An 11728-nucleotide genomic window follows, 5' to 3' on the forward strand; every position below is an offset into this window, starting at 1 on the left:
CCGCCGAACTCAGACGAAATCCAGAGTGCACACCAAACGGTTCAGCGAACATAGGGTTTATACCCGATGAACGCACCAACCTATACACACGGCTTGCCAAGGTGGCGGAGCGGCTACGCGGTTGACTGCAGATCAACTACACCCCGGTTCAAGTCCGGGCCTTGGCTTTGGTAATAGCGGCCATAGCAGTGGGGAAACACCTGGACCCATTCCGAACCCAGCAGTGAAGCCCACTCACGTAACCCGTTGTACTGAGGTACGCGAGTCCTCGGGAACCTGGATACGCTGCTATTACCTTCCTTTACACTGAAACGAACTGCTTCTTCTCACACCATGACACTCGGCAGCGACCGGCTTTCTTCTTCGTCCAGACCGGACGCACGTTAAAAAAACATCGCTCTCTCTTCTGCATCTATTTACTTCGTCAGTAGCCAAGCCGCTCGCGGATCAGGATCAGGGTGACCCGGTCATCCGCGGTCTCGTCTGCGAGGATCACGGTCTTCCCGATCTCGCTCGGAACGCCGTAGGCACGCAGAGCCCGCTGATTCTCGAGCGGCAGGGCGTACTCCCGGCACCGCCTGAGCGCCTCGTCAAGCGTCGGCACGATCTTGTTGACGCCGGTGACAAGGATGAGACGGGCTGCCGCGTGCGGCCATGCCCCGACCCGGCTTCCCGTCCTGTCGCACCCGACAAGTTCCCCCGATTCGGCGATTGCCTGCACGCCGGAGAGATAGTACCCGGCGGCGACGCTTTTCCGGCGGAGGGCGTGCCGCTTCTCTGCATCGTCCTCGGCGGTGATAACCGTATGATAGTCCCGCCAGCCCTTTCGGTTCTCTTCGAGTGCCCGGGGATACCCGATCTCCAGCAGGGTCGTCGAATAGCCGTTCATGATCTCGGCCCCCCCCGGTATCAGGTCGACGAGCGCCCGGAGTGCCTCCTCCCCCGTCTCTACCAGGATCACCCCGACGTTGCGCGACTCGATTGCCCGCACCGTCCGCTCGATCGTCGCCTCGTCAGGTATTCTGCTCCACCGCTCCTGGTCGACACCGGCATCCGCCAGGAGGTTGCCTGCGCTGTACTGCGTTCTGTGCGATGTCCGGGTTACCTGTTGCATCTGACCACCCCGGCCACGGAAGGACGAGATCGTACATAATGATTACTGCACGCCCGCCGTGTTCATGTGATCCGGGCGAGCCCCGGTGAGAACTCATTTCCAGAGATATTTATAGCCTGAAGCGAACCTCTCCCCCAACGATGAACAACCGGCAGACTATCGACCTCGGAGCTATCGCCTGGGCCGCGATGGAGAAGTACGGCTTTGTCCCCAAAATCCCCCCGTCGGTCATCCGGGAAGTGAACACGCTGCACACAGGCGTCTTCACGGACAGTGGGGAGGCGATCCGCGATCTCCGGTCGCTCCTCTGGTCGTCGATCGACAACCACGACTCGATGGATCTCGACCAGCTGGAGGTATGTGAGCGCGGGGCGAATGGCGAGATACGGGTAAAGGTCGCCGTCGCTGATGTCGACGCCTTCGTCCCGCAAGGTTCCAGGGCCGACCGGTACGCCCGCCGGAACGGAACCTCGGTCTACACCGGCGTTACGACCTTCCCGATGCTGCCGGATCGCCTCTCCAAGGACATCACCTCCCTGCTGCCGGGGAAGGAGCACCTCGCTATCGTCGTTGAGTACGCGGTTCTCCCCGACGGCAGCATCCGGCCGGGCGGCGTCTCGCGCGCCTTCGTCACGAACAGGGCAAAACTCGTCTACGAGGAGGTCGGCGACTGGCTCGAGGGGACAGGGCAGGTTCCGGAGACGGTCACGGCCGTTTCCGGGCTCAAAGAGCAGATCCTCCTGCAGAACGAGGCCGCGCAGGCCATGAAGAAACGCCGGACGGAGCAGGGAGCGCTCGCCCTCGAGACGATCGAACCCGAGCCGGTCATGGTGGACGGCCGGGTGGCGGGCCTCGTCGTCCAGCGGCAGAACCTGGCGCGCTGCCTGATAGAGGAGTTCATGGTCGCGGCGAACCGGAGCATCGTCGCGTTCCTCGGCGATGCCGATCTCCTCATGATCCAGCGGATCGTCAGAACGCCGAAGAACTGGGAGGGAATCGTCGCCGAGGCGGCGGAACGCAGCGAGGTGCTGCCGGCGAGGCCGGACGCACAGGCGCTCACCCGTTTCCTCCTCCGGCAGAAGGTCGCCGATCCGGATCACTTCCCCGACCTCTCCCTGACGGTGGTGAAACTGATGGGACCCGGCGAATACGTGGCCTTCAGGCCCGGTGGCGAGCCGGTCGGCCACTTCGCGCTTGCCGTCACCGACTACACGCACGGAACCGCCCCGAACCGGCGGTACGTCGACCTCGTTATCCAGCGGCTGGTAAAGTCGGCGCTCGCCGGGGAGGACTGCCCGTACACACCTGTGGAGCTCGACGAGCTCGCCGCCTGGCTGACAGATCGGGAGATGGCGTCGCAGAAGGTCGAGCGGTTTGTCCGGAAAGCTGCGGCCGCAGTCCTGCTCCGGACCAGCATCGGCGAGTTCTTCGATGCGTTCGTCACCGGCGCCTCGGAGAAGGGAACCTATGTCCGCCTCCTCTCCCCGCCGGCGGAAGGCCGGGTCATGCAGGGCGAGTCCGGCCTTCGGGTAGGTCAGAAAGTCCGCGTCCGTCTGCTCGCGACCGACCCTGTACACGGGTTCGTCGACTTTGCGCGTGCCGGATGAAGGACGGCGTCCCGCTCACGGCTCCTTCCTTCCCCTGACGAGCGTTTCGGTGTATTTTTGACATCCGCCGGCCAATCTGAACGATATGCAGCGATGGTACTCTTACGGCGCACTCTGCCTCCTCGTGGTCTCGGCTGTTCTGATGGCCGGCTGTACCGGCACAGAGCAGGTTCAGGCGGCGGTACCGCAGGAGAATATGACGATGGATGGTCTGGCCGGTTTTGTCCGGAACGCTTCGGCATACGCGGCTTCGACCGGAGAAGAGGCGGCTCTCGCCGAGTTCTCGAAAGAGGATGGGCAGTTCACGCACGGGGACATCTATCTCTACGCCTATGACTTCAATGGCACGCTCCTTGCACACCCGTATGAGGAAGGCCTGGTCGGGACGGACCGGATGAACTGGATCGACGTCCGCGGCCTGCCGGTCATCCGGATCGGTGCGTATACCGCCTCGAACGGCGGCGGTTTCGTCGCCTACCTGTATCCGGCACCGGAGGGCGGAACGATAGACGAGAAGGCACCGGATACCTACGTACCAAAGATCGGCTATGTCGCCCCGGTCGGCGAGACCTGGTGGATCGGCTCGGGGATGTACTTCACGGATATGGCATCGAACAACCCCGGCCGGTATCCGGAGGCAGTATCGGCGATGATCGATCTGGTCGAGCGTGGTGCGGAATATGGGCGCGAGAAAGGATCTGAAACCGCATTTGCCGAGATATCGAACCGTTCAGGTGCTTTCGTCGATGCGGAAGGGCACTACATCTACGCCTACGACTACAACGGCACGCTCCTCGCGCACCCCTACCTGCAGGAGAAGATCGGTTCCTCGCTGATCGAGCGGCGCGGACCCTTCGGGATGGAGAATATCCGCTCGCTCACCGAGACCGCCAGGGACGGCGGCGGCTTTATCGTCTTCGTCTGGCCGAACCCCGCACAAGAGAACCGCGAAGAACTGAAGATCGGCTACGTCCTCCCCGTAGACGAGACCTGGTGGGTCGGATCGGGCGTCTACCTAAGCGAGATAACCGGGACGGATGCATCGCTCCCGACCGTCCGGTAACCCCCTCTTTTTCCGGCACCCTTTCCGGGGCATATAAGAAAACTATTAATGGTTCGGGAAGGGAAAATTCAGTAGTTTATGAAGAACGCCTTTCACGTAATGCTCGTTCCGACGCTGGGCTGTCCGTCGAAGTGCAGCTACTGCTGGAGCTCCGAAGAAGGTTCTCCCATCATGAGCATCGATACCGTCAAAGACGTCGTCGCATGGCTCAAAGACTTCCGGGACGACCGGGTGACCTTCACTTTCCACGGCGGCGAGCCTCTTCTCGCCGGTCCGGAATTCTACCGGCAGGCGCTGCCGCTCCTCGCGGGGGAGCTTGGGCACCTGACGCCCGATTTTGCCATGCAGACCAACCTCTGGCGGATGACCCCGGAGATTGCGGAGATCCTGGCTGCATATCATATCCCCATCGGCTCCAGCATCGACGGCCCGCAGGACCTAAACGACCTGCAGCGGGGGAGCGGGTACTATGAGAAGACCATGCGGGGCTACGAGATTGCGAAGGCGCACGGCCTCTCGGTGCGGTTCATCTGCACCTTCACCTCCTACTCCGTGGCGTTCAAGGGCGACATCTTCGAGTTCTTCCGTGAGAACGGGTTTACCCTGAAACTGCACCCCGCGCTCCCGTCGCTTCGCGATACCAACCCTGAAAAATGGGCTCTTCCTCCGGAGAAGTACGGCGAACTGCTCGTCTACCTCCTCGATAAGGCTCTCGAGCATATCGACGATGTGGAGATCATGAACATCAACGACCTCTGCCGGTGCGTCTTCACCCGGAGAGGCACGGTCTGCACGTTTGCGGACTGCATGGGGAGCACGTTTGCGGTCGGGCCGGACGGGAGCATCTACCCCTGCTACCGCTTCGTCGGCATGCCGGAGTACGTGATGGGCAACGTCCGCGACCGACCCGGCGTCGACGACCTCGCCGCGTCCGATGCCTGGAAGCAGATGCACCGGTTCAAGGAGTATGTCGACCAGGCATGCAGGGACTGCGCCCATATCAAATACTGCCGGGGCGGCTGCCCCTACAACGCCATCGCTCCCACGGGAGGGGAGGTTGCGGGCGTCGATCCCCACTGCGTCGCGTATAAGCGGATCTTCGACGAGATCGGCGAACGGCTGAACGCCGAGATGCTCCAGCCCATGATGGGTATGGGCGGTTTCAAGGATGCACCGCCCGGGATCATGGCGTTGATGCGAAAGATCGTGATGCAGTAAGGCCGCTTCAGACTGTGAGCCGGTAGGTGTACCAGTCGAGCCTCTCCCCGCCGCACTTTTCATAAAATCGGATCGCCGGATCGTTCCAGGTCAGCACCATCCATTCGATCCGACCGCACCCGCGCTCCTCCGCGAGACTGCGGCAGAGGTCGAAGAGCGCTTTTCCGATGCCCTTTCCGCGGTACGCTTCGAGGACGAAGATATCTTCGAGATACAGGGTCGGGCGGGCGAGGAAGGTTGAGTAGGTGAAGAGAATGGTGGCGTAGCCGACCGCTCTGCCGTCCGTCCGTGCGATAAAAGCCTCGTACCGCGGATGCTCGCCAAGGGCGTCGGCCAAAAGCCGTTCCCGGGCGGCATCGTCGGGCGGCGCAAGGTGCTCGTACTCCGCAAGCGCTTCTACGAGAGCGGTGAACTCGTCAAAATTCCGCTCGTTAAGCCTTTCAATACGTATCTCTATCATCCGGGAACCCGTCCTGCCTTTTGGGTGGGCGCCGGGAGAAAAAAAGGTGGACGGATCGGTCTTTCCGGGCGCTCCCCGATCCGATCAGGGTGCCGCTGCCGCCTCCTGCTCCCGTTCAACCCCGACCTGACCGCTGTCCCAGACGAAGAGGTCTGCCATCCGCGTCATGATCACCCGCGTCCCCTCCGGCACCCGGATCGAATCCGCGACATCCTCCGGGTGCCTCGCCCAGACGATCTGGTGTACGAATTTGCCGTCGGGCAGCAGCACCACGACGCTGTAGGTGTTCATATCCTCTTCGGGAATCCCCCTCTCCCCCGGGTTGACCCGGTAGCAGGAGAACGAAACGGGTCCCATCTCTCCTTCCTTCATCTGTTCCTGTACGTTCGCCATATGAATTGCCTCCATACTCTGTCCGGTCACGGTGCCGCGCTCTCTTCGGAGATCGCTCCGACGAGTATTCCGGAGATGGGTACGGGGTTCGGTCTCCTCCGACCCTCCGGCTGCCCCCGTCAGAGGGGGCTTTCTGGGCTACTCCACGTATAAATACTATCCCTGCCCGGGCTGCCACCCCTCGATCCCGGTTAGCTCCGTTGCGATATCCCGGAACCGCTCCTGCACCACGGGGTCGAGCGCGAGCGGTGACGGCCGCGTCCGCTCCTTCTTCTCGAAGTATGCTCCGTTGGCGCCGGCGGTGTCGGGAGATGTGGCGACGTAGACCTCGACTGCCGCCCCCTGTCCGGGCGGGGCACCACCGCCGCCATCGCCGGTGTACGCCCGCAGGAGTTTGGTATCGATCACCCCCGGATGGAGGCAGTTTACCGTGACGCCCGTCCCTGCGAGGATCGGGGCGAGCTGCAGGGTGAACGCGACGACACCGAGTTTCGAGACGGCATAGGCGGTTTAGGGATCGTAGTCGTGCACTTCCGGGAGGTTCTCCCAGCGGACGCTATGCACGCTCCGGTGAGCGATGGACGCGACGTTGACGATCCGTGCCGGAGCACCTGCTTCGAGAAGCGGCAGCAGTTCGTGAGCGAGCAGGAACTCTGCGAGGAAGTTGACGGCGAAGGTCATCTCTATCCCGCCGGGTGCCGTCTCCCGTTCGGGCTGAAAGACCCCGGCGTTGTTGATCAGCACGTCGAGCCGGTCGTACCGGTCGGCGACGGCGGCGGCAAGCCCCCTGACCTGTTCCTGGTCGGCAAGATCGGCGATGAAGAGGTCGAGCCGCTCCGAGCCCGCCCGGTCCCGGATCTCCTCGAGGACGCGGCGCCCTTTCGCCGCGTTTCGGCCGTGAACGAGAACCCGGTAGCCCCGCCCGGCGAGAGCGTCTGCGGTCGCCCTGCCGATCCCGTCTGTCGACCCCGTGACGAGGATGGTAGCTTCGGTCATGCGGCCACCGGGTGGCATGTCCATGCCGTTATACCTGGCGGTGCCCGAAGATGGCCGGTGGCGTTCTCCCGAAAATCGGGAAGACGCCCTCCCACGAGAAGGCTTTCCCGGGGGCTCCGTTCAGGCCGGCGACCTCCGCCAGCACCGCAAGGCCGAGTCTCGCGTTCTTTGCTGCGTAGGGGAAGGAGACCGCATCAACGGTATCCGCCGGGGTATGCACCGGCCCGTGCGGCCACGGTGCATGGGTCATGAGAGCCGGATAGCCCTGTTCCCAGAACGAGATGTGATCCGACCTGTAGGTGCTCGGGTCGCGGATCGGCGTGAGGCTGATATTGTAGAGGGCAAGGTCGTGGACTACCAGATCCACCAGGTCTTCTGCCTCTGCGTTGTACAGGATGTTCAGCTGTGAGCGGTTCTCCGGGTCGTAGCCCGCAGCGTCATAGTTCAGGTAGAGCGGGATCGAAACGTTCCCTTCAGCCGCATGGCGGGTGTAGCTCCTGCTCCCGTTGAGGCCGACCTCTTCGGCGTTCCAGAAGGCGAACTCGACGGTCTCGTCGAACCGGTACTGGCTCATGATTCGTGCCAGTTCGAGGACGACCGCGACCCCAACCCCGTTATCGGTCGCGCCCGGGGCATGCTCCGGGTCGGACGAGATGCTGTCGTAGTGGGCGCCGATGACGACCACGCTATCGGATGCCGGATCGGTCCCGGGGAGGGTCGCGACGACGTTCGCAAGGTCGCCCCCCTGGTAGGAGACGTCGAGCCCCGCGGTGTCGCTCAGCCGGTCGTAGAGGTACGCCGCCGCTTCCCGGTTGCCGTCCGTCCCGACCACCCGGGTCTCGAAGGACTGGAGGTCGGCGACCGTGATGAAGAGTTCGGACTCGTTGACCTCTGCAAGGAGTCCGGCGATGGCCGGATTGTACTCCGGCAGGTCGGCAGGCGTCTGCTCCGGTGCACTGCCCGCCGCGGAGGCGGCCAGCACCGAAGCGAGAGCGATCAGAAGGACTGTGCGGAGCGCTCCGTTCATCGACGCTCACCCGATGCTGCGGTCACGTTATCCTGCACTCCGGCGACTTCCGCCAGCACCGACAGGCCGAGCTGTGCGTTCCTCTTCGCGTACGGCAGCGAGACCTGATCGGCGGTATCCTCCGGAGTGTGGGCAGGCCCGTGCCCGTCCTGGTGCGTCATCACGGCGACGTATCCCCGGTCGCGGAAGGGGAGGTGATCCGAGGTGCAGGTATAGACATTCTCCGTCAGGGTCAGGTTGATCCCGTACAGGGCGTTATGCAGGATCATACGGTCTGCAACAGGCGCACCGCGTTCGTCGTGCATGATGTCGAGTATAAACCGCCCTTCCGGGTCGTAGCCCGCGGAGTCGAAGTTCAGGTAGAGCGGGATCGAAACGTTCTCCTCCGCTGCACGGTCGGCATACGCCCTGCTCCCGCCCCGGTCGGTCTCCTCGGCGTTCCAGAACGCGAACACGACGGTTTCGTCGAACCGGTACTGGCTCATGATCCGCGCCAGTTCGAGGACGATGGCGACCCCCGCCCCGTTATCGGTCGCGCCCGGGGCATCTCCCGGGTCGGAAGAGGTGCTGTCGTAGTGGGCGCCGACGACGACCACGCTATCGGATGCCGGATCGGTTCCGGGGAGAGTCGCGACGACGTTCCGGAGATCGCCCCCCTGGTAGGAGACGTCGAGCCCCGGGATGTCACTCAGCCGGTCGTAGAGGTACGCCGCCGCTTCCTGGTTGCCGTCCGTCCCGACCACCCGGGTTTCGAAGGACTGGAGGTCGGCGACCGTTGTTTCGAGCTCCGATTCTTTGACGGCCTCGAGCATCCCGGCGATGTCGGGATCGAACTCAATGCCGCTCTCGGCGAAGATGGCCTCCGGATCAGGTTCCTGCAGAATAGGGTTGCAGGAGGCTGCGATTATCAGCGACGAGATACTGCAGACGACGATCAGCCCTGAAAGGAGGCTGAGCCAGGTTCTCCCCGGAACGTGGGCGCTGCGTTTTTTCAGGTCGTAATCCGGGTTTTTTCGATCTACCATTGAGCATCACGCACGAACTGCTGTAGCTGGGGTGCTGGTATTTAGTGTTTTGTCCGGCCAGGAGGTTCCGGAAAAGAGGAGTTGGGTGATGTCTTTCAGAGGTACTCGCGGAAAAGCCGGGAGGAATGTATCCCCATCCCGGTCGCGGACTGACCCACATCGTCGCCGAGTATCGGGTAGAACGATGCCGAGACCTCGGGTGACTCTCCCGGATGCCTGATTGTCGACCACGGGGCGTCCGCACCTGCGGATACTCCGTGCGCTCCTGCAGCCACACCGACCAGGAGACCGGCGACGGCCAGCCCCTGGATCAGAATGGCAGCCACGATGGCAATTTTTTGCGACTGCATACGGTGGAACCACCGGACGTGCAGAGGGCATCCTTCGTACTTATGCCTTGCCGTTTGAATCTATTTGTTAATATATAACTCATGGAATGTCTATTGGGGCTCCCGGGATGGTGTCGGTCCGACACCGGGGGGCGAAACCTCAATTGCCCTTGAGCGCATGAACCCCGGGTGACCCGCATGGGTAGGTGACAGAGATGGACGATCAGAATTATCCCCCCGGCTTTGACGATGCACTCTCGTTCCCGCTGGTGCAGGCGCTCTTCGGCCGGCGGGCACGGCGTTTTCCACGGGGCGGGGCGATCCCCGACGGGTACTTCCGCTACTCGTCGGGGCACGAGGCGATGCCGCTCTCTCCGCTCGAACAGATGCTGGTGCTGACGGCGGCGGCAGGCAACAGCGGGTGGCAGAACCTCATCATGCGGAACGCCCGGTACGCCCCGCACCTCGCAAACTATGCCTGTTCGGCGGGTGGCAGGACCTTCCCGTCGGCGGCGGGTTTTCATACGAGCGAGATCTTCTACACCGACGACGACGGCGTGTACTTCCTTGAAACCCGCGACGCGCCTGCACTCGCCGGAACCTCCGGCGACGGCCGGATCGAGCCCGAAGAACTCCTTGCAGCACACCGTTCCCGGATTACGAAGATAGCCGACGGACGGCTCAAACTCCCGGCGGAGGTGCCGTACGTGGAAGGGCATAACACGTGGGTCGCCAACCACCCGGGGAGCACCCTGATCATCCCTGTCGGCGACCTTGCCCAGCACACGCTCGCCGCCCTCTGCTACTACCTCCAGAACGGCCAGTGCATCTACGATGACCGAAACGGGGAGCAAATAGGCGGCATGGAGCAGTACAGGCACCTCTGCGACGTGGATAACCCGCTCCCGCTGACGTTCCTCGAGCAAACTTCCCTTGCCGAACTGACCGCGGAACTCTCGACCGCCTGCTACGCCGGGATGCTCATGCTGCAGGCGACCGGCCTTGGCGGCTGGATGTACGACGGGATCGATCCATATAGCATCCTCGGCGCCAGCGGCAACCCGGCGGTGCCGGGGCTTGGGTTCCGGTACGACACCGACGAACGCTGGTCGCTTCCGAACCCGACGGGTCTACCCGGCATCTTTGAAGGGTACACCCCGCCTCATTACCGGGACATGCGGTCTGCTCTCGACGCCCTCGTGCAACGGAAGTTCGGACCGGGCGGCCCGTTCCATCCGGAGACGGGGGGACCGTACAAAATGACCGCACACGTCCGGGGGTCTGCCCGAAAGTTCGACGAGGAGTTTCTGGACTGCGTGGCACTCCAGGCGCAGTACATCTACGACCGGTTCGGGAAGTTCCCGGGTACTGTCCCGAGCATCTTCGTCCTCACCTACCTCCAGGCGCAGCATATCGATACCACGTTCTACGATCGCTTCTACCTCCCGGGGGCATACCTCCCGACTCACGCCCGGCATATGGAGAACTGGCACAGCGGGAGCAAAGAGTGAAAGGTGGGTTTTCCACCCCCCAAATCGCCTCTGCTACCGTCTTCGATAGCCTCTTATAGTCGGAGATTATATTCTCCGCTAGAAGTCCATTCAGAGGGGTTAGCTACGTTCTTTGACAGATTTATGGGGAGAGTTACCGGAAAGTGTCCTGAATGCGGTCTTCTGCTCACCGTCTCCGAAAAGCTTGAGCAGGAGAGGCTGAACGAATACCGGATCGTGAAGACCAGGCGCTGTTCCGGGTGTGGCTGGCAGGATTCCCGGGTCTGCGGGCACTGCAAGCAGGAAGAGTTTTGAGTGTTCGATCCGCCGGTGGCGGATGGGGATCTTACCGGAGTGCTCCCCGTATCCGGTCGAGGAGCGTCCTGCTGACAAGCGCGTCGGTCGCATCGACCCTGGCCTCGAAGTACTCCACCCACTCGGCGATGACTGCGAGTTTCTGTTCCTGCCGGTCGAGCCGGTCGCCCATCCGGTCGATCACCGTGAGCAGTCCCGCACTATCGGTCTCTCTTGCCGCCCGCTCCCGTTCCAGGTGATCCGTAAGGCGTGTAATCTGCCGCTGCTGGTGCGCGAGAGCATCCTGCATCGTCCGGAGATCGATGACTATCTCAGGGGGGAGCTGGATGCCGACGGCCTCCCGCAGCTCTTCGGGCTCTGCCGTCCCGCCGGTCTCCGGCCGCTTCCCGGCATGGATCTCCTCCCTGATCTCGTCGGGAAGAAGCCCTTTTCCGGCGAACTCCCGGAGTTCCTGCACCGTCTTCACGGCCCGCTCGGTGAAGATTTTCACCTTCCCGATCGTCCGGTAGGAGAAGAGATCGTCGTACTCCCGCGTGAGCCGTCTGATCTCGTCGATCGACAATCCGGTGAGCTGTGCAAGTTCGTCGACCTTCAGTCCTTTTTCCTTCATGCGCCCTCTCTTCCCGTTCTGCCGCGAGCGGCCGGGAATAATCAGTGTACGTTCCCCGGAGGTTAAATACCTGCATCTTTT

At 62.7% G+C, this 11728-nt stretch carries 12 protein-coding genes, 1 tRNA gene, 1 rRNA gene and 1 pseudogene; 7 read left to right on the plus strand and 8 right to left on the minus strand.

Translation table 11 applies throughout. From position 1 onward, the window contains the following. Nucleotides 1–95 precede the first annotated feature (95 nt). Both ABH15_RS04780 and rrf read left to right on the plus strand, forming a co-directional pair. Nucleotides 96–167 (plus strand) — tRNA-Cys (locus ABH15_RS04780). 5 nt (nucleotides 168–172) lie between these two features. Further along, nucleotides 173–294, plus strand: a 5S ribosomal RNA gene (rrf, locus tag ABH15_RS04785). Between the two features lie 130 nt (nucleotides 295–424). Here rrf and ABH15_RS04790 read toward each other — a convergent pair. Next, nucleotides 425–1114, minus strand: coding sequence for a lactate utilization protein (locus ABH15_RS04790; protein WP_128693252.1), 690 nt, complete (start codon nucleotides 1112–1114; stop codon nucleotides 425–427). Nucleotides 1115–1254: 140 nt separating this feature from the next. Here ABH15_RS04790 and ABH15_RS04795 point away from each other — a divergent pair, with 140 nt between their 5' ends. The 3 genes from ABH15_RS04795 to ABH15_RS04805 all read left to right on the plus strand — a co-directional run bounded on the left by ABH15_RS04795 (nucleotide 1255) and on the right by ABH15_RS04805 (nucleotide 5002). Then, nucleotides 1255–2721, plus strand: a complete 1467-nt coding sequence (locus ABH15_RS04795; protein ID WP_128693253.1) for an RNB domain-containing ribonuclease — start codon at nucleotides 1255–1257, stop codon at nucleotides 2719–2721. A gap of 85 nt (nucleotides 2722–2806) precedes the next feature. Further along, entirely contained in the window at nucleotides 2807–3784 is a 978-nt protein-coding gene (locus tag ABH15_RS04800; RefSeq protein ID WP_128693254.1) for a cache domain-containing protein, read from the plus strand. Between the two features lie 78 nt (nucleotides 3785–3862). Beyond that, entirely contained in the window at nucleotides 3863–5002 is a 1140-nt protein-coding gene (locus ABH15_RS04805) for a TIGR04083 family peptide-modifying radical SAM enzyme (RefSeq protein ID WP_128693255.1), read from the plus strand. 7 nt (nucleotides 5003–5009) lie between these two features. On the opposite strand, the gene ABH15_RS04810 is transcribed toward ABH15_RS04805, so the two are convergent. The 6 genes and pseudogenes from ABH15_RS04810 to ABH15_RS04835 all read right to left on the minus strand — a co-directional run bounded on the left by ABH15_RS04810 (nucleotide 5010) and on the right by ABH15_RS04835 (nucleotide 9253). Then, complete coding sequence (locus tag ABH15_RS04810; RefSeq protein ID WP_128693256.1) at nucleotides 5010–5462, minus strand: GNAT family N-acetyltransferase; 453 nt, start codon at nucleotides 5460–5462, stop codon at nucleotides 5010–5012. Between the two features lie 84 nt (nucleotides 5463–5546). Further along, complete coding sequence (locus tag ABH15_RS04815; protein WP_128693257.1) at nucleotides 5547–5855, minus strand: hypothetical protein; 309 nt, start codon at nucleotides 5853–5855, stop codon at nucleotides 5547–5549. A 156-nt stretch (nucleotides 5856–6011) separates the two neighbouring features. Next, nucleotides 6012–6875: pseudogene (locus tag ABH15_RS04820) on the minus strand (SDR family NAD(P)-dependent oxidoreductase). Nucleotides 6876–6879: 4 nt separating this feature from the next. After that, on the minus strand, nucleotides 6880–7878 hold the full coding sequence (locus ABH15_RS04825) for a M28 family metallopeptidase (protein WP_128693258.1): 999 nt from the start codon (nucleotides 7876–7878) through the stop codon (nucleotides 6880–6882). After that, nucleotides 7875–8903: a M28 family metallopeptidase gene (locus ABH15_RS04830; protein WP_128693259.1), complete on the minus strand. Its 1029-nt coding sequence runs from the start codon at nucleotides 8901–8903 to the stop codon at nucleotides 7875–7877. The genes ABH15_RS04825 and ABH15_RS04830 overlap by 4 nt, the downstream gene beginning before the upstream one ends. A gap of 95 nt (nucleotides 8904–8998) precedes the next feature. Beyond that, nucleotides 8999–9253, minus strand: coding sequence for a hypothetical protein (locus ABH15_RS04835; protein ID WP_128693260.1), 255 nt, complete (start codon nucleotides 9251–9253; stop codon nucleotides 8999–9001). Nucleotides 9254–9447: 194 nt separating this feature from the next. On the opposite strand from ABH15_RS04835, the gene ABH15_RS04840 reads away from it, so the two are divergent. Both ABH15_RS04840 and ABH15_RS13860 read left to right on the plus strand, forming a co-directional pair. After that, entirely contained in the window at nucleotides 9448–10743 is a 1296-nt protein-coding gene (locus ABH15_RS04840) for a hypothetical protein (protein ID WP_128693261.1), read from the plus strand. A gap of 123 nt (nucleotides 10744–10866) precedes the next feature. Beyond that, nucleotides 10867–11037 (plus strand): hypothetical protein, encoded by a 171-nt coding sequence (locus ABH15_RS13860; protein ID WP_206633421.1) that lies wholly within the window; start codon nucleotides 10867–10869, stop codon nucleotides 11035–11037. Nucleotides 11038–11068: 31 nt separating this feature from the next. Here the strand turns inward: ABH15_RS13860 and ABH15_RS04845 are convergent, their stop codons facing one another. Then, the gene (locus tag ABH15_RS04845; RefSeq protein ID WP_128693262.1) at nucleotides 11069–11647 is read right to left on the minus strand and encodes a MerR family transcriptional regulator; all 579 of its coding nucleotides are present in this window, start codon (nucleotides 11645–11647) and stop codon (nucleotides 11069–11071) included. Nucleotides 11648–11728 lie beyond the last annotated feature (81 nt).

Origin of the sequence: Methanoculleus taiwanensis (assembly GCF_004102725.1) — an archaeon.
GTDB lineage: Archaea > Halobacteriota > Methanomicrobia > Methanomicrobiales > Methanoculleaceae > Methanoculleus_A > Methanoculleus_A taiwanensis.